The 25098-nt window shown below is 71.5% G+C and carries 25 protein-coding genes; 7 read left to right on the top strand and 18 right to left on the bottom strand.

Annotation, left to right across the window (positions count from 1 at the left end; genetic code table 11):
* Positions 1-120: 120 nt before the first annotated feature.
* A complete protein-coding gene (locus AB0877_RS04660) occupies positions 121-3183 on the bottom strand; it encodes a S8 family serine peptidase (protein WP_366606645.1) in 3063 nt (1020 codons plus the stop codon).
* Between the two features lie 94 nt (positions 3184-3277).
* Between AB0877_RS04660 and AB0877_RS04655 the strand changes: the two genes are divergently transcribed.
* Positions 3278-3718, top strand: coding sequence for a thiamine pyrophosphate-dependent enzyme (locus tag AB0877_RS04655; protein WP_366606643.1), 441 nt, complete (start codon positions 3278-3280; stop codon positions 3716-3718).
* 31 nt (positions 3719-3749) lie between these two features.
* Here AB0877_RS04655 and AB0877_RS04650 read toward each other — a convergent pair whose 3' ends face one another.
* Positions 3750-5072 (bottom strand): GNAT family N-acetyltransferase, encoded by a 1323-nt coding sequence (locus AB0877_RS04650; RefSeq protein ID WP_366606642.1) that lies wholly within the window; start codon positions 5070-5072, stop codon positions 3750-3752.
* 81 nt (positions 5073-5153) lie between these two features.
* Here AB0877_RS04650 and AB0877_RS04645 point away from each other — a divergent pair, with 81 nt between their 5' ends.
* Complete coding sequence (locus AB0877_RS04645) at positions 5154-5591, top strand: MarR family winged helix-turn-helix transcriptional regulator (RefSeq protein ID WP_366606641.1); 438 nt, start codon at positions 5154-5156, stop codon at positions 5589-5591.
* Positions 5578-6102, top strand: coding sequence for a hypothetical protein (locus AB0877_RS04640; protein ID WP_366606639.1), 525 nt, complete (start codon positions 5578-5580; stop codon positions 6100-6102). The genes AB0877_RS04645 and AB0877_RS04640 overlap by 14 nt, the downstream gene beginning before the upstream one ends.
* Here AB0877_RS04640 and AB0877_RS04635 read toward each other — a convergent pair.
* The 9 genes from AB0877_RS04635 to AB0877_RS04595 all read right to left on the bottom strand — a co-directional run bounded on the left by AB0877_RS04635 (position 6099) and on the right by AB0877_RS04595 (position 14490).
* On the bottom strand, positions 6099-7280 hold the full coding sequence (locus AB0877_RS04635; protein WP_366606637.1) for a hypothetical protein: 1182 nt from the start codon (positions 7278-7280) through the stop codon (positions 6099-6101). The two genes, AB0877_RS04640 and AB0877_RS04635, sit on opposite strands and share 4 nt — an antisense overlap.
* Positions 7273-8076: a sugar phosphate isomerase/epimerase family protein gene (locus tag AB0877_RS04630; RefSeq protein WP_366606636.1), complete on the bottom strand. Its 804-nt coding sequence runs from the start codon at positions 8074-8076 to the stop codon at positions 7273-7275. Before AB0877_RS04630 ends, AB0877_RS04635 begins: the two co-directional genes overlap by 8 nt.
* Positions 8077-8132: 56 nt before the next feature.
* Positions 8133-9284, bottom strand: a complete 1152-nt coding sequence (locus AB0877_RS04625) for a dihydrodipicolinate synthase family protein (protein ID WP_366606635.1) — start codon at positions 9282-9284, stop codon at positions 8133-8135.
* Entirely contained in the window at positions 9281-10432 is a 1152-nt protein-coding gene (locus AB0877_RS04620) for a Gfo/Idh/MocA family oxidoreductase (RefSeq protein WP_366606634.1), read from the bottom strand. Before AB0877_RS04620 ends, AB0877_RS04625 begins: the two co-directional genes overlap by 4 nt.
* Positions 10433-10470: 38 nt before the next feature.
* Complete coding sequence (locus AB0877_RS04615; protein ID WP_366606632.1) at positions 10471-11265, bottom strand: ABC transporter ATP-binding protein; 795 nt, start codon at positions 11263-11265, stop codon at positions 10471-10473.
* 4 nt (positions 11266-11269) lie between these two features.
* Positions 11270-12274, bottom strand: coding sequence for an ABC transporter substrate-binding protein (locus AB0877_RS04610; protein ID WP_366606631.1), 1005 nt, complete (start codon positions 12272-12274; stop codon positions 11270-11272).
* Positions 12275-12297: 23 nt separating this feature from the next.
* Positions 12298-13269, bottom strand: coding sequence for an ABC transporter permease (locus tag AB0877_RS04605; protein WP_366606629.1), 972 nt, complete (start codon positions 13267-13269; stop codon positions 12298-12300).
* Between the two features lie 167 nt (positions 13270-13436).
* On the bottom strand, positions 13437-14153 hold the full coding sequence (locus tag AB0877_RS04600) for a cupin domain-containing protein (RefSeq protein ID WP_366606628.1): 717 nt from the start codon (positions 14151-14153) through the stop codon (positions 13437-13439).
* Complete coding sequence (locus AB0877_RS04595; RefSeq protein WP_366606626.1) at positions 14146-14490, bottom strand: cupin domain-containing protein; 345 nt, start codon at positions 14488-14490, stop codon at positions 14146-14148. The genes AB0877_RS04600 and AB0877_RS04595 overlap by 8 nt, the downstream gene beginning before the upstream one ends.
* A 93-nt stretch (positions 14491-14583) precedes the next feature.
* Here AB0877_RS04595 and AB0877_RS04590 point away from each other — a divergent pair, with 93 nt between their 5' ends.
* Positions 14584-15657, top strand: a complete 1074-nt coding sequence (locus tag AB0877_RS04590) for a LacI family DNA-binding transcriptional regulator (protein ID WP_366606625.1) — start codon at positions 14584-14586, stop codon at positions 15655-15657.
* Positions 15658-15698: 41 nt separating this feature from the next.
* Complete coding sequence (locus AB0877_RS04585; RefSeq protein WP_366606623.1) at positions 15699-16673, top strand: aminoglycoside phosphotransferase family protein; 975 nt, start codon at positions 15699-15701, stop codon at positions 16671-16673.
* Between the two features lie 52 nt (positions 16674-16725).
* On the opposite strand, the gene AB0877_RS04580 is transcribed toward AB0877_RS04585, so the two are convergent.
* Positions 16726-17388: a fasciclin domain-containing protein gene (locus AB0877_RS04580; protein WP_366606622.1), complete on the bottom strand. Its 663-nt coding sequence runs from the start codon at positions 17386-17388 to the stop codon at positions 16726-16728.
* A gap of 134 nt (positions 17389-17522) precedes the next feature.
* Between AB0877_RS04580 and AB0877_RS04575 the strand changes: the two genes are divergently transcribed.
* A complete protein-coding gene (locus AB0877_RS04575; protein WP_366606620.1) occupies positions 17523-18008 on the top strand; it encodes a GNAT family N-acetyltransferase in 486 nt (161 codons plus the stop codon).
* 217 nt (positions 18009-18225) lie between these two features.
* Here the strand turns inward: AB0877_RS04575 and AB0877_RS04570 are convergent, their stop codons facing one another.
* Both AB0877_RS04570 and AB0877_RS04565 read right to left on the bottom strand, forming a co-directional pair.
* Positions 18226-19506, bottom strand: coding sequence for an MFS transporter (locus AB0877_RS04570; protein WP_366606618.1), 1281 nt, complete (start codon positions 19504-19506; stop codon positions 18226-18228).
* Positions 19507-19622: 116 nt separating this feature from the next.
* Entirely contained in the window at positions 19623-20183 is a 561-nt protein-coding gene (locus tag AB0877_RS04565; RefSeq protein WP_366606616.1) for an NAD(P)H-dependent oxidoreductase, read from the bottom strand.
* 137 nt (positions 20184-20320) lie between these two features.
* Between AB0877_RS04565 and AB0877_RS04560 the strand changes: the two genes are divergently transcribed.
* Positions 20321-20794, top strand: a complete 474-nt coding sequence (locus AB0877_RS04560) for a MarR family winged helix-turn-helix transcriptional regulator (protein ID WP_366606614.1) — start codon at positions 20321-20323, stop codon at positions 20792-20794.
* Positions 20795-20828: 34 nt separating this feature from the next.
* Here AB0877_RS04560 and AB0877_RS04555 read toward each other — a convergent pair whose 3' ends face one another.
* The 4 genes from AB0877_RS04555 to AB0877_RS04540 are packed head-to-tail and all read right to left on the bottom strand — an operon-like array spanning position 20829 to position 25089.
* Positions 20829-21329 carry an anthrone oxygenase family protein gene (locus tag AB0877_RS04555; RefSeq protein WP_366606612.1) on the bottom strand — a complete coding sequence of 167 codons (501 nt, stop codon included), beginning with the start codon at positions 21327-21329 and terminating at the stop codon, positions 20829-20831.
* A gap of 48 nt (positions 21330-21377) precedes the next feature.
* Positions 21378-23225, bottom strand: a complete 1848-nt coding sequence (locus AB0877_RS04550) for an IucA/IucC family siderophore biosynthesis protein (RefSeq protein WP_366606611.1) — start codon at positions 23223-23225, stop codon at positions 21378-21380.
* Entirely contained in the window at positions 23222-23815 is a 594-nt protein-coding gene (locus AB0877_RS04545) for a GNAT family N-acetyltransferase (RefSeq protein WP_366606609.1), read from the bottom strand. Before AB0877_RS04545 ends, AB0877_RS04550 begins: the two co-directional genes overlap by 4 nt.
* Entirely contained in the window at positions 23812-25089 is a 1278-nt protein-coding gene (locus AB0877_RS04540; RefSeq protein WP_366607094.1) for a SidA/IucD/PvdA family monooxygenase, read from the bottom strand. Before AB0877_RS04540 ends, AB0877_RS04545 begins: the two co-directional genes overlap by 4 nt.
* Between the last annotated feature and the right edge of the window lie 9 nt (positions 25090-25098).

Genomic DNA, 25098 nt, shown 5'->3' with positions numbered 1-25098 from the left:
AACTGTCCAAGATCTAGGTTGCGGCGCCGAGTGAGCGGCGGGGCCGAGCACCGGTCCGGCCGTTTCGGAAGCGACGGTGGGGCGGTGCGCGACGGCACCGCCCCACGCCTGGTTGAACGGTTACTGCCAGGAACTCTGCTGGGTGTAGACGAGGTTGCCGGGGATCACGGTGCCGTCGGTGCTGTACTCGGTGTACGCCCAGAAGTCACCCTCGGCCAGCGGCTTGTTCGGCTTCAGCGTGAAGTTGAAGCCCTGGCCGCGCTCCGACGTGGTGGGCAGCGTGAGGGTGGCACCCGAATACGTGGCGTTTCGCCCGATGATGGCGTGACCGAGGTCGAAGTCGACGACGGGAGCACCGGGGTACTGCGCGAACACGTACGCGCTGTAGCGCCCCGGCTCGGGCAGGAACTTGTACGCCTGCTCCGCGCTGGTCCAGTACCTGTCACTGCTGTAGACGAGGGTGTCGCCCCTGTACAGGTAGAGATCCAGGTTCGTGTTCGGGTCGGCGGTGTTGACCTCGACGACGATGCCGGCGGTGTTCGCCGGCACCGTGAAGTCGACCTTCTTCACTCCGGTGGCGCTCGGGTCGAACACGCCCCCGTAGACGCCGGCCGGCATCGAGTACGACGTGCGCCGCATCGGCGTGTATCCGGTGCTGCGACCGACGAGCGGGCCGGTGAAGCCCGGCTGGACCATGCCGAAGGCGCCGTTGGTCATCCGGGCGAACTCCTCGCCGTCGTCGGCGTACGGCCGGGCCGAGATGCCCCACGGACGGGCAGCGACCGGGATCCGGGCGCTGTGGGCCTTACCCTGCCAGGTGATCGACCCGGTCACGTACCGGTCCCACGGCGCGCTGCCTCGACGCAGCGTGATGGTGACCGTGGCGGACTTGCCGGGGGCCAGGGTCACCGATGCCGGCGACACGGTGACCTTCATGCCGGGCAGGCCGGACACCGACGAACGGTAGGTCTCGCGCGCCTTGCCCACGTTGGTCAGGGTGCGGGTGAGGCTCACCGGGCGGGTCCCGTCGTACTCGCGCAACGAGATGGCCGGCAGGTTGAGGGCCTTTCCATCGGGTTCGGTCGTCTCGCTGAACTCGATCAGCTCGGCCGCCGTGGGCTCGATGACCAGTCCCGGGTCGGTGGCCCGGGGCAGGTTGATGAAGCCGCTGCCCTGTTCCAGGGGGCTGCTGGTGCCGACGGTGTCGGTGGCGGTGGTGCGCAGCGCGGAGGCGACCGCGCCGGGTGACCAGTCCGGGTGCGTGGCGCGCAGGATCGCCGCTGCCCCGGCCACGTACGGTGAGGCCATCGAGGTGCCGGAGTACGCGTCGTACTGTCGCCCGAAGTTGCCGGCCGGTGAGACCGCGGCGATGATGTTCGATCCGGGCGCGACCAGGTCCGGCTTGAAGACGCCGAGGGTCGTCTTGTCCGGGCCGGTGGAGGAGAAATCGGCCACGCTCGGGACGCCGGGAACGCTGGAACCGTCGCCGCCGGTGCGCAGCGACACTGTCGCGTCGCTGGGGTGGCGCATCAGGTAGTTGAACAGCGTGCCGGCCTGCTTCTCGGTCGGCAGGTAGACCACCGGGAAGTTGAAGATGGAGTTGATCCGGTAGTTGCCCGGCGGGTCGAAGACCATCATGGCCGCACCGCCCTTGGCCTTGATCTCGGCGGCGGAGCCGAACATGTCGGACAGCGCGCAGGCGACGACCTTGCCCTTGATCTTGGCGGGGTCCAGGCTTCCGGGCTCGCAGTAGACCGCGCCCAGATCCGGCGAGCCGGCCTGGTCACCGAAGACCAGCGGCAGTGCGCCTCCGCCGGGCAGGGCGTCCAGCGAGCCGCCGACCAGTTTGGTGCCGTCGCCCAGCTTGGCGGTGGCCTCGTCGAGCTTGGTCACCGCCGCGCCGACGGTGGTCACCCAGGGTGCCGCGTTGCTGATGGCTCCGCTCACGATGCCGGTGTTGCCGGCCGACGCCGCGACGAAGACCCCGGCCAGCGAGGCGTTGAGGAACGCCACACCGATCGGGGTGTTGGCCTCCCAGTCGCCGAGGTCGGAGCCGATCGAGAAGTTCAGCACCTGCACGCCGTCGGCGACGGCGGCGTCGATTCCGGCGATGATGTCGGCGTCGTAGCCCATGCCGCCCCAGAGCACCTTGTAGACGGCGATCTGGGCATCCGGGGCCACCCCGGTGACCGGGCCGTAGCGGCGGCCGTCGATCGTGACGTTCGCGATGGGCAGGCCGGCCGCGGTGGAGGCGGTGTGGGTGCCGTGCCCGGACGCGTCGCGGGGGGACAGGAACTCACCCTCGGGCACCGAGCCGCCGCCGGCCAACCACGAGTCGGCGAAGTACCGGGCACCGACGATCTTGCCGTTGCAGTGCGCGGCCACGAAGGCCACACCGGTCTGGCAGGTGCCGTGCCAGTTCGCGGGAGCGGGCATCTTCTTGGCGAACGACGCGCTCTCCGGCCAGATGCCGGTGTCCAGGACGCCGATCACCATGCCCGCGCCGGTGCCGGGGCCGGGCTTGGCCGGCCGGCCGGAACGGTCCGTCGCCGCCGACTGGTCACCCGAGGTGGCGGGCGTCGGGTTGTCGGCGGTCGGCGTGCTGGCGGTGGGCGGCGCAGAGGGGGTGCCGAGGGCCCGCGAGGCGGTGACGGCGCGGACGCGCTTGTCCGCCCGCAACGTGCTCACCTGCTGGGTGGTCAGCTTCGCCGAGAACCCGTTGAAGGCGGTGGTGTAGACGGCGTTGACCGTGACCCCGGCCGCGGCGGCGACGGCGCCCCGCTGCGTGTCGAGGTGCCGGCGGTACGCCTGCGACGGCGTCGACGTCACGTCCAGCCGGTTGCCCGCCGCCGGGCGGGTCCGCGCCAGACCGGACACCCCACCGGTGTACGTGGTCAACGGGTCCTCGGCCAACTCGACGACGTACATGCCGGGGCCGGTCTCGTCGACGGCTGCCTTCGGTGTGGTCGCACGTTTGCCGCCGGGTCGGCGGTCGGCCCCGTCGGTCAGGGTGACCGACGTGTCGGACCCGGCGGTGAAGTAGCCGCCACTGCCGTTACCCGGCGACCCCGAGGGTGCCGCCAACGCCGTTCCCGCGACACCGGTGGTACCGGTGACCAGGGCGACGACCAGCGTCGGTATCGCCAGTCTCCGCAGCCTGTTTCCGCTCGTGCCTGTAGCCACGAGGCTCCTTTCGGTTGCTCCCTTGTGGAGCTGTTCATCGATCGCGACCCGCTCATGGGAGCGCTCCCCCACCTAAGCCGCCGATGGTTAATCGATGGTTTGCGCGGTGTTACGGATCGCCGGTGCGTATAAGATCACGTTCTGCCGGCCGCGCCTAGATCATGTTTTCTGGATGCCGCGAGAGCAGGGCGTACACCCCGGTCCGAGCCGAGGTGTCGCAGATCAACGTGCGCAGGGGCGCATACGGCTACGCGAGCGGCTGAACATCACCAACGTGATCCTCGACAACCACGGGTACGCGATCCTGCGCCAGGAGTGGGGCTATGTCAGCCAGCGGCCGGGCCCGGCCAACCCCGATACCAACCCGCTGTTCGACCTGACCAACCCTCAGATCGACTTCGTGGGACTGGCGACCGCGTTCGGGATGCCCGCCACCCGCGCCACCACCGCCGAGGAACTCGCGGAGCAGTTCTCCGCGGCACTGAACCAGCCGGGCCCGCTCCTCATCGACGCCACCCTCCCGCCCGCCGCCTAGATCCCGCCGTCCAACCACTGCCGAGCACTGGTCAGTTGCGAGGCCAGACCTGGACCGGCACCCGGGGAAAGGCCGCGGTCAGGAAGTCCTCGGTGCGGCGATCCCGGACGAGGCAGTCCGGCCAGGCATCGAGCACCTCCGGCAGGGTGCGGTGTCCGAGGGCCAACTGAAGGAGGGCGCCCGGCGGGATGGCGGCGTGGGTTCCGGGTTCGGTGGACGGGCTGATGGCGCCGCGAAGGACGCTCACCCCACTCAGCCTGCCGTCGGTGAATTCGAGCCGGGCGGCGCGGCCGTACATGTCGATGGTCATCGTCGGCTCACGCCACCGCAGGTCGGCTGCCTGCCAGCGGGCCTGTAACAGTGACCGCAGCCGGGCAAGCAGGTTGGCCGGGTCACTGCTGCGGACGTACCAGCCTCTGGGCCGCCTCGGCACGCCGGCCGGGCTGAGCCGGACCAGTGGGTGCTCGGGGCCGAGGATGGGGCGGACCGCCGTGAACGGCCCCGGTGCCGACGCCTCGTACCGCCGCCCTACCTGAGCGAGGTGTGTGTGCATGGCGGCGGCAGCCTGCGGCCAGTCGGCCGATCGACTGGTCGCGGCCGCGAACACGTTCAGCTCCCCGGCTGCGGAGAGCCGGGAACCGTGCACCAGGTAGCCGCTCACATCGATGCCCTGGATCAGCACCGTGACCTCCCGCCGGGCGAGATCCGCCGGACGGCGACCGGCGATCTCATACCGCCACACCGCAGCGTCTCGCGGGCAGAGCAGGACGTCCCCGCCAGCGAGCCGTCGGTCGATGCGGGCGAGCGCGTCCGCATCGGCGACGGTGGCCGGCCGGACCGCGAGGCCGTTGGAGCGGTCCGGCGCAATGGCCGGCAGCACGGTGGCGGGCACCGAAGGAGCGCCGTCGTTCGCCAGGGCGTAGTCGTAGCCGAGCCGCCGGTAGAAGTACGGGATCCCCTCGATCACCTGCACGGGCACCCCATCGGCCGCGTACCGCTGGTGCAGTGCGGTGAACATCCGTTCGGTGAGCTGGTTGCCCCGGTGCTCGGGTGCTGTTCCGACCAGCTCGACCTGGGCCACGGGCAGCCGAACCCCGGCGAGGCTCCAGTGCTGCCGCAGCCCCACCAGACTTGCCACCGGACGGCCGGTGGCCGAATCCTCGGCGACCAGGAAGTCGTCGGGCACGACGGATGGGTGACCGTCCAGCAGGTCTTCCACCCAGGCAGCGATGCCTGGGTGCGGCCGGCCGTCGGTCACCGCCTGGAGCTGAACCGAGGCGTGCAGGCGGGCCAGTTCGACAGCGTCGCTGGCTCGGCCGGACCGAACCACGTATCGGTCGTTCTCCGGTGTCATGCCGTGTCTCCCCAGGGGTTCCGATGCGGACTCTCTCCACAATGGTTGCACGGCCGAACCATCTGGTTGTACCGTCGAACCATGCAGGCTGGTGAGCTCGACGCGGCGCAGGAGGCGCTGATGCGTTTCGTCCGGAACTTCGGTCTCCATCAGCCCGACCGGACACCCTGCGGGCAGCCCCTACCGGTGTCGGAGGCTCACGCCATGGTGGAGATCGCCCGGGAGGGGCAGCTCCGGCAGGTGGAGTTGGCTCGCCGGCTGCGTCTGGAGAAGAGCAGCGTCAGCCGCCTGGTCACCAACCTGGTCAACCGGGGGTGGGTGCACCGAGAGACGGCCGAGGGTGACGGCCGTGGCGTCCTGCTCCTGCTGACTCCCGCGGGCACCACGGCCGCCGCCCGACAGGCCGATGCCCGTCGGGCCCGGCTCACCGCGCTGCTCGATCGCGTGCCCGACGACCAGCGCGCGGCAGTGGTGCGTGCGCTCCAGACCCTCGCGGAGGCCACCGGTGAAACGTTCTGACCGCCCTCGCCCCCATCGGGCTCTCCTCCTGGCAGCCGTCGCCGCCGCCGCGCTGATCGGTGGTTGCGCCGACGACGCCGCGCCGACGACACCGACAACGACCGCCTCCGAACGACAGGCCGACGTCGCCGAACGAGGCGCTTCGGTCATGCCGTTCGACCTGGAACGCACCACGCACCGCTTCACGACGACCGACACCGGCGGCGTGCAGACCGTGGTCGCCGACGACCCCCGGGACATCACCCAGGTCACCCTGGTCCAACAGCACCTGAGCGCCGAGGTCGAGCGGTTCCGGCGCGGTGACTTCGGCGACCCCGCCCGCATCCACGGCACCGACATGCCGGGCCTGGCAACCCTTCGGGCGCACGGCGGACGGATCGCCATCACGTACGAAGCCGTTCCCGACGGCGCACGCGCCACCTACTCCACGGACGACGCGGCGCTTCGCGATGCCCTGCACCACTGGTTCGACGCCCAGGTCAGCGACCACGGCTCGCACGCCACCCGCTAAGCGCCACCAACCGACTGGTCCGCGCCACCTCGGCGGCGCCAGAGCACCGTGCACGCCGCGGCCAGGGCCAGCCCGAGCAGCGGGGCGACACCCACCCCGGCGAGCGTGCAGACCACCGCGAGCAGCGCCGGTGGCATCCAACACCAGGCGGGCACGGTACGCGGGGCATGACCGCGACGGCGGGCCGCCGCTTCCGCTGCCATCGGCACCACCAGCACCGGCAACGCGGCGGCCAGCAGGGTCAGCCAGGGCAGCACCAGACGGTCGAACCGCGCCACCGCCAGCATCCCGCCGAGCACCGCGACGAGCAGCATCGCCGCCCGCGCCGGCACTCGGGGAGCCAGGCCACGCAACGCCAGGGAACCGGAGTACGTGGTGGTCAGCGCCGCCGCGAAGACCGCCACCGCGACGAACAGATTCGCGTACGCGGCCAGCCCCGAGCCGGCGGCGAGCAGCGCGACCACGTCGGCCGAGCCGGTCCGCAGCCACAGGCCGGCCCCGGCGAGCACCCCGAGCAGCGCCGGCCCGACCAGCAGCCCCACGCACCAGGCCAGGTCCCGCCTTCGGGAGAGGCCCACGCTGAAGTCCGGTGCGCGCAGCGCGAACACGGCCGCGTACCCGATCAGCGCGGCGGCGTCGGCGAGCCCGCCGCCGGCGAGGCGGACCGGCGCACCGGGTGGGGGAAGCACCGTCAGGCACCAGCCGACCAGCACCACCGCGCTGAGCGTGGTGACCACCGCGACCCGGTTACCGAACTGGGCCGGCGCCCAGGAGACGGCGAGGACCGCCACCTCCAGCAGCACCGGCCCGGCCCAGCCGGGCAGATGGGTCAGCGCGGCCAGCGAGGCCCCGCCGAGCCCGACGTTGAACCCGTTCCACCCGACCATCGACACGGCCAGCACCACCGCCAGCAGCAGCCGCGAGGTGTCCCCCAGGTACGCGGGCAGCACCGCAGTCAACGTCCCGCCGTCGCCGAGCGGCCGGCGCAGCCCGATCCGGCCCTGCCCCCAGAGCAGGGCCGCCATCAGCGCCCCGCCGACCAGCAGTCCCGCCACCGGCACCGCCCCGCCGTGTCGGGCGGCCATCGCCGCGCCGAGGACCAGCGTGGCGGGTGCGGTGCCGATGCCCAGCCACGCGCCGACCGCCGCCGGCCACCGCCGTTTCGGGCTGTCAGGCAACGTGGCGCAGGTAGCCGGCGATCGCGGCGTCGAGCACCTCCGCGCCCGGACGTGCCCACACCTCGGTGGAGAAGACCTCCACCTCGATCGGGCCGACGTAGCCGGCCGCGTCCACCGCCTCGCGCAGCCGACGCAGCTCGATGCAGCCGTCGCCGGGCAACGCCCGGCCGAGCAGCACCCCCTCCGGCAGCGGGGTCACCCAGTCGCACACCTGGAACGCGGCGATCCACTCGCCCGCCCGCGCGATCTGCGCGTACACCGTGTCGTCCCACCAGACGTGGTACGCGTCGACGACCACGCCAACCACCGTCGGGTCGAACCGCTCGGCGATGTCCAACGCCTGGCCGAGGGTGGCGATCACGCACCGGTCGGCGGCGAACATCGGGTGCAGCGGCTCGATGGCCAGTCGCACTCCGGCGGCCTCGGCGTGCGGTGCCAGCTCGCCGATCGCGTCGGCGACCCGACGCCGTGCGCCGTCGACGTCCCGGCTGCCGACCGGCAGCCCACCGGAGACCAGCACCAGCTCCGGGGCGCCCAGGGCGGCGGCCTCCTCGATGGCCCGCAGGTTGTCCGCGCGCCAGTCGTCGGCGGAGAAGAACCCGCCTCGGCACAGCGACGTGACGGCGAGGCCGGCGTCGCGGACCAGTTGCGCCGATCGGGCCAACCCGTACTCGGCCACCGGCTCCCGCCACAGGCCGATGCCCGGCACGCCGGCCGCCACGCACCCGGCCACCACCTCGGGCAACGGCCAGCGCTGGGCGGTCGCCTGGTTGAACGAGAACCGGGCGAGGCTCACTGGGCTGCTCTCCGCTCGCGACTGCGGGGCTCGCACAACCGGCTCGCTCCTCGCGCTCACTGCTCCACCCCCGCCACGGTGAACAGCGCTCGGGCGCGGGCGGCGGCCAGGTCGGCGTCGGGCAGCAGCCCGGCCGCGTCGGCCAGGGTGAGCAGGGTGGCCAGGTGCGCCGGGGACCGGCCGGACTGCGCGCCACCGACCATCGTGAAGTGGTCCTGGTGCCCGGCCAGCCAGGCCAGGAACACGATCCCCGTCTTGTAGTGCCAGGTCGGTGCCGCGAACAGGTGCCGGGCCAGGGGCACCGTGGGCCCGAAGATCTCGTCGTACGCCGGCAGGTCTCCCCGGTCCAGGGCGGCCAGCGCGGCGGCGGCGGCCGGCGCGATGGCCGCGAACACCCCGAGCAGCGCGTCGGAGTGACCCACCTCGTCACCCCGGATCAGCTCCGGATAGTGGAAGTCGTCACCGGTGTAGAGGCGTACCCCGGCCGGCAGGCGGCGGCGCAACGCGACCTCCCGGTCGGCGTCCAGGAGCGACACCTTGATGCCGTCCACCATGGACTGGTGCGCTTTGATCAGCTCGATCACCGTGTCGGCGGCCAGGTCCAGGTCGACCGCACCCCAGTAGCCGGTCAACGCCGGGTCGAACATCGGACCCAGCCAGTGCAGCACCACCGGTTCGTCGGCGGCGCTGAGCAGTTCGTCGTACACCCGCAGGTAGTCCTCCGGGCCGCGTGCGGCGGCGGCCAGGTGCCGGCTGCACATCAGCACCGGTCGGGCGCCGGCGGCGCGAACGTCGTCGAGCTGCTCGGCGTACGCGGTGGTGACCGCCGCCAGGGTGGCCGGACCGGCGGGCAGCTGGTCCGTGTTGACCCCGGCGACGATTCGACCGCCGACCGCGCGGGCCTCGGCGGCGCTGCGGCGGATCAGCTCCCGGGTGGCCGGATAGTCCAGCCCCATCCCCCGCTGGGCGGTGTCCATCGCCTCGGCGACCCCGAGCCCGTACGACCAGAGATGCCGTCGGAAGGCGAGGGTGGTGTCCCAGTCCACCGCCGCCGGGGCACCCGGCACGTTCTCCGCGCCCGGGTCGGCGACCACGTGCGCGGCGGCGTACGCGATCCGGCTGGTCGCCGGCGCGTCCGGCGCGGCGAAGCCGCCACCCCCGGCCAGCCGGTGCCGCCGTCCACCGGGCAACACCACATCGGCGCTCATGAGCGCAGCTCCGGCACCTCGATACGCGCGCCCTCGCGGGCCGAGCGCAGCCCCAGCTCGGCGAGCTGCACGCCGCGCGCGCCGGCCAGGAAGTCCCACCGGAACGGCTCACCGGCCACCACGTGCCGCAGGTACGCCTCCCACTGCACCTTGAAGCCGTTGTCGAACTCCTCGTTGTCGGGCACCTCGGCCCACTGGGCGCGGAAGTCCTCGGTGGCCGGCAGGTCCGGGTTCCACACCGGCTTCGGGGTGAGGGCCCGGTGCTGCACCCGGCAGTTCCGCAGACCGGCGATCGCACTGCCCTCGACGCCGTCGACCTGGAACTCCACCAGCTCGTCGCGGTACACCCGCACGGCCCAGGAGGAGTTGATCTGGGCGATCACTCCGCTGTCGAGTTCGAAGATGCCGTACGCGGCGTCGTCGGCGGTGGCCGCGTACGGGTGACCGGTCTCGTCGACCCGTTCGGGCACGTGGGTGGCGGTCACGCAGGAGACGGCGGTGACCCGGCCGAACAGCTCCTCCAGCACGTAGTGCCAGTGCGGGAACATGTCGACCACGATGCCGCCGCCGTCCTCGGTCCGGTAGTTCCACGACGGCCGCTGGGCGGGCTGCCAGTCGCCCTCGAAGACCCAGTACCCGAACTCGCCGCGCACCGAGAGGATCCGGCCGAAGAAGCCGCCGTCGATGAGGCGCTTGAGCTTGCGCAGACCGGGCAGGAAGAGTTTGTCCTGCACGACACCGGTGCGGACGCCGGCCGCGTCCGCCGCCCGGGCCAGGTCGAGGGCCGCCGCGGTGTCCTCGGCGAGGGGCTTCTCCGTGTAGATGTGCTTGCCGGCCTCGATGGCCTGCCGGATCGCCTTCTCCCGCTGCTGGGTGACCTGCGCGTCGAAGTAGATCTCGATGTCGTCGCGGGCCAGCGCCGAGGTCAGGTCGGTGGTCCACTCGGTCAGCCCGTGCCGCTCGGCGATCTCCCGCAGCTTCGTCTCGTTGCGCCCGACCAGGACCGGTTCCGGCCAGATGGTGGTGCCGTCGGCCAACGCCACACCACCGGATTCGCGGATGGCCAGCAGCGACCGGACGAGGTGCTGCCGGTAGCCCATCCTGCCGGTCACGCCGTTGACGATGATGCCGATCGACCTGCGGGTCATGGTGTTCCTTCCGTCGTGCTGGTCGTGCCGATCCGCGCTCAGTGGTTGGCGGCCGCGCTGCCGAGCAACCCACGCAGGTCGGTGGCGAGCCGGTCGAAGCGGGGGTCCGACATCACCTGCGCGTAGTCGCGGTGCGCCGGCAGCTCGACCGGGAAGGTGCGGATGATCCGGCCGGGCCGCGGACTCATCACCACGACCCGGGTGCCGAGGAAGACCGCCTCGGCGATGGAGTGGGTGACCAGCACCACCGTGGTCCCGGTCTCGCGCCAGATCCGGTGCAGTTCGGCGTTCATCTGCTCCCGGGTCAGCGCGTCCAGGGCGCCGAACGGTTCGTCCATGAGCAGCACCGGCGGGGAGTGCAGCAGCGCGCGGCAGAGCGCCACCCGCTGCTGCATGCCGCCGGACAGCTCGTGTGGCAACGCCTTCTCGAAGCCGGTGAGGCCGGTCATCTCGATCAGCTCGTCGGCGCGACGGGCCGCCTGCGCCCGGTCCATGCCGCGCATCTCGGCCTGGAGCAGGATGTTGGCTCGGGCGCCGCGCCACTCCAGCAGCGCGGCCTTCTGGAAGACGAAGCCGATCTCCTTTTGCGGGCCGCGCACCGGGCGCTCCAGCAGCGACACCTCACCGCTGGTCGGCTTGACCAACCCCGCGACGATCTTCAGAAGGGTGGACTTGCCGCAGCCGGACGGGCCGACGATGGTGACGAACTCGCCCGGCTCGATGTTCAGCGACACGTCGTCCAACGCGGTGGTCTGCGTCCGTCGGGTGGTGAACCGGACGGTCAGGCCGGACATTCCGATGGCGGTGCCGGTGGCTGCCGGCGCGGCGGTCACCGGGTCACCCCTGCGCCGCGTACGAGGAGTCCCAGTACGCGTTGGGCGCTCCCGGGTCCTTCAGCTCGGCGTAGCGGGACATCAGGTCGATGGTCTCGCTCCACTGGGCCTCGGTGTTCACCCCGGGCGGGCCGTCCGCGCCGATCAGCGGCAGGTTGAGGGTGAGCTGCTTGGTGAGCACCTCGGGCGCCGGTTCGTTCTCGGCCAGGGCCGTCATCGCGCTCACCGCGCCGGCGGGGTCCCGGGCAGCGTCGGCCCAGGACTTCTGGGTGGCCTTGACGAACTTGCGGACCAGCTCCGGGTCCTTCTGCAGGGTCTGGGTGTTGGCGATCAGGCCGGTGCCGAGCAGGTTCATCCCGTAGTCGGCGAAGAGCAGCACGTCGACCTTCTTGCCGGTCTTGCTCTCGATGGTCGGGGCCTGGTCGTGGAAGAAGCCCATGATGGCGTCGACCTTGCCCTCGGCCAGGGCGGCGATCTTGCCGGCGGCGTCGACGTTGACCACCTTGACGTCGTCCTTCTGGAGGCCGTTCTTCTCCAGCCAGGCCGGGAAGGTCGCGTAGAGGGCGTCACCGGGGGTGCCGCCGACGGTCTTGCCCTTGAGGTCGGCCGGGGTCTTGATGTTCTCCTCGGTGAAGAACTCCACCGAGGAGGGTCCCTTCTCCAGGTACGCGCCGAGGCTGCGCACCGGCATGCCGCTGGCCACCGATTTCAGCAGCACCGGGCTGTCGGCCCAGCCGAAGTCGGTCTGCTTCTGGGCGACCTGTTTGACGGTGTTGCCCGAGCCGTTGCCGGGCAGGATCTTCAGCTCGATGCCCTCGGCGGAGTAGTAGCCCTTCTGCAGGCCGTAGTAGAAGGGCGCGTGCTCGCCGTAGGGCACCCAGTTGAGGGTGAGGGTGACCTGCTTCTTGCCGTCCGCGCCGGTCGTGCCGACGGTGCTGCTCCCGCCGCAGCCGGTGGCGGCGAGCAGCAGGGCGGCGGTGGCCAGGATGGTGGTGGCGGTGCGTTTCATCGGTGCCTCCGTGATGGGGTCGGTCAGGAGGTGGTGAGGGACACGCCGGCCCGGCGGCTGGCGTGCCACGGAATGAGCAGTGCCTCGGCGATCTCGACCAGGACGAACAGGACGATGCCGATGGCGGACATCAGGATCAGGTCGGCGAACAGCAGTGGGGCGTCGAGGTTGCCGTTGGCCAGCAGCAGGACGTAACCGAGCCCTTCGCTGGCGCCGACGAACTCACCGACCACGGCACCGACCACGGCGAGGGTGACGGCCACCTTCAGGCCGGCCATCAGGTGCGGCAGCGCGTTCGGGAAGCGAATCTTGCGGAAGGTGCGCCACGGCCCGGCGCCCATCGTGGCGGCGAGGTCGAGCAACTCCGGGTCGGTGGAGCGCAGCCCGGCCACGCCGGAGATGACCACCGGGAAGAACGCGATGAGCACCGCCAGAATGATCTTCGGGGTGAGGCCGAGGCCGAACCAGACCACCAGCAGCGGCGCGATGGCGATCTTCGGGATGACCTGTGCGAACAGGACGATCGGGTAGAGCGCCTTGTCCAGGGTGCGGGAGTAGGCGATGGCGACAGCGGTGACCAGACCCAACGCGGCGGCGAGCACGAAGCCGAGCACTGTCTCGTAGAGGGTGACCAGGGTGTGCCGGGCCAGCTCGGACCACTGGGAGGTCATCGTCTCCCAGACCTGGCCGGGGGTGGGCACCAGATAGTTGGGGACGTACTCGCGGGCCGCCACGAACCACCAGGCGGCGAAGAAGGCCGCGAGCACCAGCGCCGGACGCCACAGCGAGTCGGCGAAGGTCACCGCCCGGCGAGCGGGCGTGGGACGTGGTGGTCGGCCGCCGCCGGGTGGTGGTTTCCCCACAGTGGACGGCAGCGCGCCGTCACGGTCCTGCGGCGCATCGGTGCCGCCGGGCCCGGCGGTGGCGGCTCGCGCACCGCCGGCCGGGTCGGCGGCGGCCTGCCGACCCGCCGTGTCCAAAGAGTTCTCGGTCACGCGGAACCTCCTCGGGGCCCGGCACGACGCCCATGGAACGGGCCGGTCGGCGGATCAGGCAAACGCTTTCCTGGAGCGTAGGCGGCCCCCTCACACCGGGCAAGGCCTTTCCTCGATCAGTTTCCACCGATGCCTCGTCGCCTCCGACAGTCGTCCCGGTGGGACGGTCAGCCGGCCGCCGGGTAGGTGTCCAGGAGGCCGCACATGCCCAACCGGCCCCGCTCGACCGGTGCGTCCACCGCGTACACCCCGGCGTCGCCGAGGTGTCCCGGATCCCCTCGCTCCAGGGCGTCGAGCTGAGCGGCGGTGTCGGCGGCGGCGCGGCCCGCGCCGGCCGCCCACCGCTGCCGCCACCGCGCCAGCAACGGCTGGCGCAGGGCTGTCGCGGCGGCGTGGAACGCGGCCAACGCCGCCGGACCACCGGACCGCAGCGCCTGGAAGCCGGTCACCGCCAGATCCCGACGGCGGTACGCGACGCGCACGTCCGCGCCCGGCGCTCCCCCGTCGGGCAACGCCGCCGCCGCGGCGTACGCGGCCGGATCGGCCAGCACCTCGGGTGGGAAGGTCAGCACCGCGTCGCCCGCCTCGGGCAGGCCACTGTTCTGCATCAGGACCACGATGCTCAGCCCGCCGGCGTTGACCAGGCGGTGCACGGTGCCCGGCTCGAACCAGACCACCACCCCGGGCCGCAGCGGCGTCTCCCGATAGCCGGCCATGGTCAGGGTCTGCACCGCGCCCTCGCCGTCGGTCACCACGTACCCCTCGGTACAGCACAGGTGCACGTGCGGGGTGCCGCCGACCAGGCCGTCCGGGGCCACCGTGTCGTAGACGCGCAGCCGGGACACCCCGACCCCGCCGGGCAGCGGCGACGGCCGATCACGCATCGAAGTACTCGTCCGTGTCGTCCGCGGCCGGCAGGGACACCAGCAGCACGGTGAGGTCGCCGATGGCCCGGTGCCGGCAGCCCGGCTTGATCAGGAACGCGGACATCGGCCGAGCCGGGTGACGGACGCCGTCCAGCTCGATCTCGCCCTCACCGGCCAGCACGACGTAGTACTCGGTGGCGACCCGGTGGTGATGGGTCACCGCGTCCTGCACCTGGAGCAGATGCACGCTGGCCTGGCCCTCGCTCTCGGCTATGAAGCCGCGGCGGGTGGTCCCGCACGAGCAGCGACGGGCGGGAAGTTCGTCAAGTTGAAGTACCGCGAAGCGATCGGACACGGCCGGGCCTCCCTGCGGGAAAGGGCTTTCTCTGCGGTACGGTGACGCTAGCCGGCACGACGAAACGTCGTCAACAGATCGAGGGGGCGGGCCATGGCGACCCTGTCCGATGTGGCCCGCCGAGCGGGCGTCTCACCCGCCACCGCCTCCCGCGTCATCAACGGCAGCAGCAAGCCGGTCACCGACGAGCTGCGCGAACGGGTGCTCGCCGCCGTCGCCGAGTTGCAGTACGTGCCGAACGCGCACGCCCAACTGCTGGCCCGCTCGCACCGCAGCGCTGTCGGCGTGATCGTGCACGACGTCTCCGACCCGTACTTCGCCGAGATCACCCGAGGGCTGCAACGAGTCGCCACCGACCAGGGCCGGCTGCTGATGATCTGCAACAGCTACCGGGACCCGGACCGCGAGTTGGAGTACGTGGAGCTGCTGCGCGGCCACCAGGTGGCGGCGCTGATCCTGGCCGGCTCGGGCTACCACGACGAGGCGTTCACCCGGCAGCTCAACGAGAAGCTCGCCGCGTACGAGGCCACCGGCGGGCGAGTGGCGGTGATCGGCCGGCACGAGCACTCCGGTGACGCGGTGATGCCGGACAACCGGACCGGCGGCTACCTCGCCGGGCGGGAGCTGTGCGGGCTGGGGCACCGGGCGATCGGCGTGGTCGCCGGCCCGCGCATCCTGACCACCACCACCGACCGGCTCGCCGGCCTCCGGCAGGCCCTCACCGAGCAGGACCGCAAGCTGCCCGAACGGCGCATCCGGTACGCGGAGTTCGACCGCGACGGTGGCGCGGAGGCCACCGCCCGACTGCTCGACGCCGATCCGGAGCTGACCGCCATCGTGGCGCTCAACGACTCGATGGCCATCGGTGCGCTCGCCACCCTGCGCGCGCGTGGGATGGCGGTGCCACAGCAGATCTCGGTGCTGGGTTTCGACGACATGCCGATCGCCCGGGACGTGACCCCGGCGCTGACCACGGTGCGTCTGCCCCTTGTCGACATGGGTGTGCGGGCAATGTCCCTGGTGCTCGGCGTCGAAGCCCCGACGCCCCGGGTCGAGGTGCTCCCCGCCGAGTTGGTCCGCCGCGACACCGCCGGTCCCGTCCCCCGGTCCACCCGCGCGACCGCGGGTTCCGCGCCACGCGCCCGGCGGGGTGACAGCAGGTCGTGACCGGTGTCAGCCCGACCCAGCGGCCCCTCACGCGCGCCGACGTGGCACACCTGATCGCCGCGTCGTTCGGCCCACACACCCGGGTCCGCGACGCTGGTCCGCTGGCCGGTGGCGGGTTCGCGACGGTCTGGTGGGCGCTGCTCGACGACGGCAGCCGGGTGGTGGTGAAGCTGGCCCCGCCGGCCGGAACCCCGCTGCTGCGCTACGAGCGAGGGCTCTGCGCTGCCGAGGAGCGATACTTCCGACTCGTCGCGCAGCGGGCGCCGCAGGTGCCCGTCCCCCGGGTGCTCCGGCGCGACGCCGACCCGGCGTACGGCGAGTGGTTGGTCACCACGATGCTTCCCGGCCGGTCGCTGTCCGGCCTGGCCGAGGCGGGTGTCGCCATCGACGACGGCCCGGTGCGCCACGACCTCGGGGTGGCCCTCGCCGCGTTGCACGCGGTGACCGGTGAGCGGTTCGGGTACGACGACGACCGGGCCGGCGGGCCGACCTGGCGGGCGGCGTTCACGGCGATGCTCGACGCGCTCCTGGCCGACGCGGCCGACTGGGACGTCCGACTGCCGGTGACCCCCGAGCAACTGCACGCGCTGGTGGGGCGGCACGCCGACGTGCTCGACGAGGTACGCCGACCGGCGCTTCTGCACTTCGACTGCTGGGACGGCAACGTGCTGGCGGCTCCCGACGCGGACGGCCGGTTGCGGCTGCGCGGCCTGGTGGACGGTGAGCGGTTCCTCTACGGCGACCCACTGCTGGACCTGGTCTCGCCGCTGCTCTTTCGACGCGTGGAGGACGAGCCGGAGCACCCCCTGATGCACGGTTACCAGGCCGGTGCGCCCGAACCGGTGGTGCTGGACGCCTCGGCACGCCGCCGTCTGGGTCTCTACCGGTTGCACTTGTACCTGCTGATGACAGTGGAGATGCCCAGCCGTGGGATGACCGCGCACAGCCATCCCGGGCGATCCGCCCGGCTGGCGGCCCTGCTCGACGAGGAGCTGGCCGCGCTCGCCTCGGGCTGACGTCCGGGCGCGGGTGGCGTCCGCCGCATGGTCGGACGCCACCCGGCCGCGGTCAGGGCAGGTCGATCGGGCGCAGCACCCGGTCCACGGCGTGCGCGATCTGCCGGTTGCCCCTGTTGACGTCGTACGAGACGACGCGGGCGTCACGGTCGTCGGTGTCGGCGTCGACCAGCCGCACCTGGCGGAAGAAGTACAGGTAGGTGCGCACGTCGACCTCGACGGCCGAACCGAGCGCGGTGGTCAGATCCGTACCGTCTGCCCGGACCGCCGTCTTGCGATCGATGGTGGCGCCCGGGACAACGTGGTAGAGCAGCACCGACTCGACGGTGTCGATGCCCAGCCCGGCCACGGCGGTGAAGGCGGCGCTCTCACTCGGCACCTTCTGGGCCTGCGTGATCTCGCTGACCAACTGCTGGAAGGCCGCGTCGGTGGGGATGAACGCGGTCAGCGCCACGGTGCCGTCGGTGAGCACCTTGACCGGAGAGTTCGGCTTGGCCTCCAGCACGGCCAGCACGGCGGCCGTCAGCACGTCGAAGTCCCGCGAGTTGCGGTCGAAGCCGCTGGTGTCCCGGGTCAGCACCTGGGCGAGTGACGTCGTGCCGAGCGGTTTGGGCTTGCTGGTGGCCTGGGCGGCCGGTACGGCGACCGCGGTGGTGGCCAGCGCGGTGGCCACGGCGCCCACCGCCATCCGGGCGGCGATTCGTGCGATCTTCATCAGCGGGCCTTTCGTCGAAGCGGCCGGATCCGTGACGTCTCGTCACGACCCATGCTTCGCGTCGGGTACGCCGCTCGGATGCACCAGCGGATAACGGATTGTCCGGGGCTGCTGTCGGGGCCTAACCTCCCCGGGTGCTGATTCGGGAGTTCGTCGACGGGGACTGGTCGCAGGTGTTGCCGATCATCGAGGAGGTGATCCGGGCACAGGAAACCTTTACCTACGACCCGGCGATGACCGCCGAGCAGTCGTACTCCATGTGGGTCGAGGCGGCGCCGGCGCGGACCGTCGTGGCGGTCGACGGCGAGCGGGTGCTCGGCACCGCGAAGATGGGCACCAACCGGCCCGGGCCGGGCGCCCACGTGTCCACCGCCAGCTTCATGGTCGCCGCCGCCGCGCGGGGCCGGGGTGTGGGGACCGCGCTGTGCCGTGACGCCCTGGCCTGGGCCCGCCAGCGGGGGTACGCCGGCATGCAGTTCAACGCGGTGGCGGAAAGCAACGGTTCGGCGGTGCGGTTGTATCGGCGGGAGGGCTTCGAGGTGGTCGGCACCGTGCCGGGCGCGTTCCGTCACCCCACCCTGGGCCGGGTCGGCCTGCACGTGATGTACCAGGAGTTCTGACCGCGCCCGCTCCGCTCCCTCAGGAGGCCACAGTGGTGGTCGGCGCCTTTGGAGTTGATGCCACAAACGAATCGGCCACTGGCCGGGCCGCCCGGATCTCCCCCACCGCCCGAAGCTCCCCCCACCACCCCCGAAGCGCCCCCACCGCCTAAACCGCTCCCACCGCCCGAAGCGCCCTCACCGCTTGAATCGCTTACGACATCAGCTCCATAGCGTCTCAACCACCGGTGCCGCCGGCCGGGGCCGGGCGCAGTCCGGGCTGCCCGGCGGCCGGCTCCGCGCCGGCACGGCGGATCGGGGTGAAGAGGCCGCCGACCGCGACCAGCAGGCACCCCGCGCCGGCGACGAGCGTGACCGCCGGCGCACCGAAGCGGCCGGCGGCCCAGGTCAGCACGACAGCACCGGCCGGACCGAGGGCGTAGTGCGTGCTCCAGAACGCCGACGTCACCCGACCCAGCAGGTGATCGGGGGTGATCTCCTGCCGCAGGGACATCGAACAGATCCCGCCGACGCTGAGGCAGCACAAATACACCGCGGTCAACGTGGTGACCGCGGGCACGGTCGTCGCGATACCGACCCCCGCCACCGCGAAACCGCAGACCGCGTGCGCGCCGATCCAGGTGGCGCCGAAGCCGCGACGTCGGCGCAGCGGCGCCACCAGCAGCGCGCCGGCGACCGTGCCCAGCGCCGCCAGGCCGAGCACCGTGCCGACGGTCTTCTCGGAACCGCCGAGGTCGTGCGTGACGTGGTAGATCAACACGTCGACGAAACCGTAGGTGAGGAAGATGAAGACCGACAACAGGACGGTCAGCGCGCGCAGCACGGGCTGACGGCACAGGAACCGCGCCCCGGCCAGGAACTCGGCCAGCGGGCGTTGCCGGGCCACCCCCTCGTCCACCTGGACGGGACGCAGTCGGATCAGCCACAGGCCGGCTGCCGAGAGCGCGAAGCTCGCCGCGTTGACGGCGATGGCGGTCGCCGGGCCGAAGCGGGCAGCCACCACACCGGCCAGCAGCGGCCCGAGGACGGCCGCCGCCGCGTACGTCGCCTGCAACCGGCCGTTGGCCTCGGTGATCCGGTCGGAGTCGACGAGGTTGCGGACCGCGGTCACCGCGGCGACCTGGAACAGCATGCCGACCGCCTCGCAGATCGGCAGCACGACGAAGAGCAGCCAGACCTGCGGACCGGCAAGCCACGCCAGCGGCACCAGCGCGTAGAGCAGCAGTCGGGTCAGATCCGCCACGATCATGAGGGTGCGGCGGTCGTACCGGTCGACCAGCACCCCGCCGAAGATCCCGGCGGCGACGGACGCCGCGCCCGCGACGGCGGTGAGCAGGCCCATCCGTGCCACCGACCCGGTCGCCTGGAGCACCAGCAGCGGCACCGCCAGGTAGGCGAACGAGTCGCCGGCCGCCGAGAGCGACTGAGCGACCCAGTACGTGCTGAAGGTCCGGTCCCGCCAGAGCGGAGCCCGACCAGCGACGGCGGGTCGACTCATCGCGCCAAGGGTAGTGAATGCGCCCGCCCGGCGTCGGCCGTGGCCGGCGTCACACCACGCCACGTCCGGAAACGGCCGTGGGAGCCCCACGGCCGTTTCCGGAAGGCGCTACGTGCTCAGCCCTTGCGCAGCGGCGCGAGCGCCGTGCTCCAGGCCACCACCTGGTCGAGCGTGGTGGTCAGCGAGTCCTGGTGGAACTGGTTGGGCTTGAAGACGCTGAAGTTCTCGAAGTCGGTGAAGAGCGACAGGGCAACCTGCGACCGCACGTCGGCCATCTGGAGCTCACCGGAGATCAGACGCAGGTGCTCCACGGCGCGCGTCCCGCCGACCGAGCCGTAGCTGACGAAGCCGACGGCCTTGTTGTTCCACTCGGCGTAGAGGAAGTCGATCGCGTTCTTCAGGGCACCCGAGGTCGAGTGGTTGTACTCGGGGGTGACGATGATGAACCCGTCGAACGACGCGATCGTCTCGGCCCACCGCTTGGTGTGCGGCTGGGAGTACTGGCCCATCGAGGGCGGGTACGCCTCGTCGAGGTGCGGCAGCTGGTAGTCCAGCAGGTCGATCAGCTCGTACTCCGCGTCGGAGCGCTGCTTGGCGATCTCGAGCACCCAGCGGGCGACGGCCTCGCCGTTACGCCCCGGGCGGGTGCTTCCGAGGATGATCCCGATCCTGGTCATGTGTGGCGCCTTTCAGAGGTCCTTGCCTGACGACGGGAAACGCTATCTCTGCTTGATTGGTCAAGCAAATACTTGCCGTATGGGCGTGGTCACAACGAGGGTAAGCACTTGCTGAGTCAAGCAAGTATGCTAGGAGGATGTCCAACCCCATCGCAGCGACTCCGCAACCCCTCACCCCGGATGAGGAATCCCTGGTCCGCGCCCTGGGCCAGGTGATGCACGTGCTGCCCCGCGCGATCGACGCGGACATGGTCGGTGACCGTCAGCTGCCGCTCACCGAGTACACCGCGCTGATGAACCTCTCCGAGACACCGGAACGGCGGATGCGCATGAACGAACTCGCCGCGCTCTGCTACCTCTCGCTCAGCGGGATGACCCGCACGATCATGCGGCTGGAGACGCAGGGCCTGGTCCGTCGGGAACGGTGCGAGGAGGACGCGCGCGGCTGGAACGCCGTCCTCACCGACGCGGGCTACGCCCGCCTGGAGGAATCCTGGCCCAGTCACCTGGCCGCCGTGCGGCGCCGGTTCCTCCAGCACTTCGAGGGCTTCGACCTCGCCCGGTTGGCCCGCGCGTTCCAGCAGGCCGGCACGGCAGAGCCGACCGACTGAGGCAACCGCGACCCGGCCGGTCGCCCATCCGGCCTCAGCCGAGCAGCCGGCCCTCGGCCACCAGCGCCCACGCCAGCACGCCGAAAGCGCCGGTCGACGCGACGGCACGAACCACGTTGCCGCGTACCCAGGTGACCTCGAAGCGCGCCCGCAGCGCCGCGAGGTCGGTGGCGTCGTCGACGTCGCCGGCGCGGGCCAGCACGTTGTTGAGTGGCACGTTGACAGCGGCGGTGACGCCGAGCACCACCAGGTACAGCAGCAACCCGGCGACGATCCACGGCAACACCGCCCGACGCTCGGCCCCCAGGTGCAGCGCCGCCGCCACCAGCGTGAACAGCAGCGCGCCGCCGAAGCACACGGCGAACCACCCGTTGAGGATCGACTCGTTGATCCGCCGCATGGCGAGCACCAACGTCCGGTCGTCGGTGCGGGCCAGACCCGGCATGACCGCGTACGCGAAGGCGGCGAACAGCCCGGCGGTCAGACCAGTAGTGAGGGTGGCGGCGAACAGGCTCGCGGTACTCAGAACTCCCATCCGGCTATTGCACCCGTTGCCGTGCGCGCTGATCAAACGCGTTCGCGGTCACCGGGCCGGAGCGTGGGCGGCCAGCGGGTTGATCAGGGTGCCGACGAACTGGAGCGCCGCCGACGGGTCGGCCAGGTCGATCATCTGCTGGTTGTTGCGCAGTTGCAGCCGGTTGAGGCAGGACAGCGTGAACTCCGGGGCGAACAGGTCGTAGTGGCGGACCCGCTCGGCCAGGTGCGGCACCCGGTCGAAGTAGTCGGCGGCGCAGGCGGCGACCGTGCGCCAGAAGTCGTCCTCGGCGAGAACACCGGCCTCGACCAGGACCGCGTTGAGGTGCCGCAGGAAGCAGTCCACCACGTCGGTGAAGATGCTCAGCAGCTTGGTGTCGTCGGGCACCTCGACGCGGATCCGCTCCACCGCCGTCGGCAGCTCCACCCTGTCGCTCATCACCGCGATCTCCTCGGCGATGTCCTTGAAGATCACCCGCTGCACGGTGTCCTGCTCGTCGAGGACCAGGATGACGTTCTCGCCGTGCGGCATGAAGGCCAGGTCGTGGGCGTAGAAGCTGTGCAGCAGCGGGGTCAGGTAGGCGTCCAGGTAACGGCGTAGCCACACCTCGGGCGCCAGGCCGGACCGGGCGATCAGCGCCGCCGCCAGTGAGCCGCCCTCGTCGTCGACGTGCAGCAGCGCGGCCATCGTGGACAGTCGCTGCCCCGGTGCCAGCTCGGGCACCGGGCTCTCCCGCCACAGGGCGGCCAGCATCTTGCGGTACGGGGAGGTGCGCTCGGTCGCCGCCTCGTACTGCCGGTGCCGGTAACCCACGGCGGCCCGCTCGCGGATGACGGTCAGGCCGGTGCCGGTCAGCACCTCGTCGGCGGCGATCAGCTCGGCCAGCCAGTCGTTGATCGCCGGGGTGGCCTCCATGTACGCGGCCGACAACCCACGCATGAAGCCCATGTTCAGCACCGACAGCGCGGTCTTGACGTAGTGCCGACCCGGCTCGCTGACGTTGAAGAAGGTGCGGATGGACTGCTGGGCGAGGTACACGTCCGGCCCGGGGCCGAGGTGCACCAGCCGTCGCTCGGCCAGCTCACCGGCGAAGGTGACCGCCAACTTGTTCCACCACTGCCACGGGTGCGCCGGGATCAGGTGGTAGTCGGCGAGGTCCAGCCCGAGATCGGCCATCGAGGCCGCGAACCGGGCCCGGGTCTCGGCGTCCAACTCGCTCTCGATGAGCGTGTCGTAGTCGAGGTCGGCGGCGCTGCTGAACGTGGCGTGGTCCCGGTGCGCGGCCAGCCACTCCAGCCGCACCGGCGCGGCGGCCTCCGGTGCGTACCGGTGGTACTCGTCGACGCCGAAGCCGAGCCGGCCGTTGTTCGCCACGAAGCAGGGGTGGCCCTCGGTCATCGAGGTCTCGATGGTCTGGAAGTCCGCCTCGGCCAGCTCGGCGGCGCTCGGCGCGGCCTGGGCCAGCTTGTACGCGGTACCCGCCAATGTCGAGGTGATCTCCTCCAGGTAGACCGGGAGCACCCGCGCGGAGAGCCCGAGAGTGTCGCGCAGTTCGACGATGAAATCCACCGCGTCCGGGGTCAGCGAGGTGCCGTCGCGGTGTCGGGTGATGCTGTCCGCGTCGATCTGCCAGTGCGCCAGGGCGAGCACCCGCGCCGCGAACCGGTAGGTGACGGTGCCGTCGTCGCTGGCGATCTCGTACCACTGCCGGTCGTCGGGGCCGGCCACGGCCCGCGGGGTGAGCAGCCGCTCGTGGGTGAACTCGGCGAGCGCCTTGCGAACCAGCAGCCGGTTGGCCCGGGCCCAGCGCTGCGGGGTGAGGTGCCCGACCGGGTCGCCGGAGGCGGGGTACGCGGTGGCGACGGGCGGGTGGGTGGGGACGGCGGTGGTGGTCACGCCGGGGCTCCTTCGGTTCGGTCGGCGGCGGCCCGGTCGGTGGCGGCCTCGAACTGGGCTCGGGTACAGACGCTGAGCAGCGCGTCCTTCTCCGGTTTGGCGATCGGGCCGACGACAGTGAAGCCGACGGCGGCGTTCAGCGCGTGCACGGCGGTGTTGCGCACGTCCGGCTCGACCACCACCCGTCGGGTCGTCGGGTCGTCGAAGAGCCACGCCATCACGGTGCCGATCACCGCCCGGGTGAAGCCGTGCGCGGGCGCGTCGACCGGCGCGCAGAGGAAGTGCATGCCCACGTCACCGGGCTGGTGGTCGTAGAGGCCGACCAGCTCGACGTGGGCCGGGTCGTAGCGCTCGGCGAGGAAGGCGGGACTCCCCCGCCACAGCCCGAGGTACGCGTCGTGATGCGGGTGCGCGGCGATCCGCTGGTACTCCTCGGTGACCTGGGCCAGGTCGGCGTCCTGCATCATCCAGAACGCCGCCTTCGGGTGGGTCACCCAGGTGTGCAGCAGCGCCGCGTCGGCGTCCGGATCGAGCGGCCGCAGCGCGAACTCACCGAGCCGGGCGTCGACCCGGCGGAAGACGGCGGTCACGACGACACCCCGAACTCCTGGAAGGTGATGCTCTTCTCGATCGGGTAGTGCTCCCGGCCGAGCAGCTCGCTGATGATCCAGGAATTGCGGTAGGCGCCCATGCCCAGGTCCGGTGAGGTGATGCTGTGCGTGTGGGTGCCCGCGTTCTGCAGGAAGATGCCCCGCCCGGTGTGGTCGATGCTGTAGTTGCGGGCCACGTCGAAGCGGCCGTGCGCGTCCCAGCGGATCCGGTCCCGTACCGGCGCGAGGAATTCGGGCACCCGGTAGTGGTAGCCGGTGGCCAGCACCAGACCCTCGGTCCGCAGGGCATAGTCGCGTTCCTGCTCGACCTGACGCAACCTGAGCGTGTACTGCCCGTCCTGGTGGTCGGCGCCGACCAGCTCGGTGTTGGTCAGCAGGCGGGTGTTCACCGGCCCGTCGACGCTCTGCGCGTAGAGCAGGTCGAAGATGTCGTTGATCAGGTCGGCGTTGATCCCCTTGAACAGGCCCTTCTGCTCGGACTCCAGCCGGTAGCGGGTCGCCTCGGGCAGCGCGTGGAAGTAGTCCACGTAGTCCGGTGAGGTCATCTCCAACGTCAGCTTCGTGTACTCGAGCGGGAAGAACCGCGGCGACCGGGTCACCCAGTTGAGCTGGTAGCCGTACCGGTCGATGTCACCGAGCAGGTCGTGGTAGATCTCGGCGGCGCTCTGCCCGCTGCCCACCACCGTGATGCTGCGCTTCGTGCGCAGCAGCGAGCGGTGCTCCAGGTAGCGGGAGTTGTGCACGGCATCGCCCGGCAGGTCGGCCACGGCCGGAGGTAGGTGCGGCGGGGTGCCGGTGCCGAGCACCAGGTGCCGGGCCCGGTACTGCACGGTCTCGCCCGTGCTCGTGCTGGCCCGCACCACGTACCGCTCGTCGGCGGGGTCGTACTCCACGGTTGTCACGCTCTGACCGAAGCGCAGGTTCGGCAGTTTCGCCGCCGCCCACCGGCAGTACGCGTCGTACTCGCTGCGCAGCGGGTAGAAGCTCTCCCGGATGTAGAACGGGTAGAGGCGGCCGATCTCCTTGAGGTAGTTGAGGAAGGAGTACGGCGACGTCGGGTCCGCGAGGCTGACCAGGTCGGCGATGAACGGGGTCTGCAACCGGGCCGACTCCAGCAGCATCCCGGGGTGCCAGGCGAGGCTCGGCCGGGCCTCCAGGAACACCCCGTCGAGCTCGTCGATCGGCGCGGTGAGGCAGGCCAGGCCCAGGTTGTACGGGCCCAGCCCGATGGCGATGAAGTCGTGGGTGGACATCGGGGTCTC

It is taken from the genome of Micromonospora sp. NPDC047644, assembly GCF_040704315.1.
GTDB lineage: Bacteria > Actinomycetota > Actinomycetes > Mycobacteriales > Micromonosporaceae > Micromonospora.
The sequence above is the reverse complement of the archived record's forward strand: the minus strand, read 5'-3'. Positions and strand labels throughout refer to the sequence as shown.

What these genes read in the sequence shown, in the direction of transcription:
- AB0877_RS04540 (WP_366607094.1), bottom strand. Translation starts at nt 25,089, where the DNA reads ATGTCCACCCACGACTTCATCGCCATCGGGCTGGGCCCGTACAACCTG.
- AB0877_RS04650 (WP_366606642.1), bottom strand. Translation starts at nt 5,072, where the DNA reads ATGACACCGGAGAACGACCGATACGTGGTTCGGTCCGGCCGAGCCAGC.
- AB0877_RS04655 (WP_366606643.1), top strand. Translation starts at nt 3,278, where the DNA reads ATGGTTTGCGCGGTGTTACGGATCGCCGGTGCGTATAAGATCACGTTC.
- AB0877_RS04590 (WP_366606625.1), top strand. Translation starts at nt 14,584, where the DNA reads ATGGCGACCCTGTCCGATGTGGCCCGCCGAGCGGGCGTCTCACCCGCC.
- AB0877_RS04610 (WP_366606631.1), bottom strand. Translation starts at nt 12,274, where the DNA reads ATGAAACGCACCGCCACCACCATCCTGGCCACCGCCGCCCTGCTGCTC.
- AB0877_RS04565 (WP_366606616.1), bottom strand. Translation starts at nt 20,183, where the DNA reads ATGACCAGGATCGGGATCATCCTCGGAAGCACCCGCCCGGGGCGTAAC.
- AB0877_RS04645 (WP_366606641.1), top strand. Translation starts at nt 5,154, where the DNA reads ATGCAGGCTGGTGAGCTCGACGCGGCGCAGGAGGCGCTGATGCGTTTC.
- AB0877_RS04625 (WP_366606635.1), bottom strand. Translation starts at nt 9,284, where the DNA reads ATGAGCGCCGATGTGGTGTTGCCCGGTGGACGGCGGCACCGGCTGGCC.
- AB0877_RS04570 (WP_366606618.1), bottom strand. Translation starts at nt 19,506, where the DNA reads ATGAGTCGACCCGCCGTCGCTGGTCGGGCTCCGCTCTGGCGGGACCGG.
- AB0877_RS04560 (WP_366606614.1), top strand. Translation starts at nt 20,321, where the DNA reads ATGTCCAACCCCATCGCAGCGACTCCGCAACCCCTCACCCCGGATGAG.
- AB0877_RS04620 (WP_366606634.1), bottom strand. Translation starts at nt 10,432, where the DNA reads ATGACCCGCAGGTCGATCGGCATCATCGTCAACGGCGTGACCGGCAGG.
- AB0877_RS04600 (WP_366606628.1), bottom strand. Translation starts at nt 14,153, where the DNA reads ATGCGTGATCGGCCGTCGCCGCTGCCCGGCGGGGTCGGGGTGTCCCGG.
- AB0877_RS04555 (WP_366606612.1), bottom strand. Translation starts at nt 21,329, where the DNA reads ATGGGAGTTCTGAGTACCGCGAGCCTGTTCGCCGCCACCCTCACTACT.
- AB0877_RS04580 (WP_366606622.1), bottom strand. Translation starts at nt 17,388, where the DNA reads ATGAAGATCGCACGAATCGCCGCCCGGATGGCGGTGGGCGCCGTGGCC.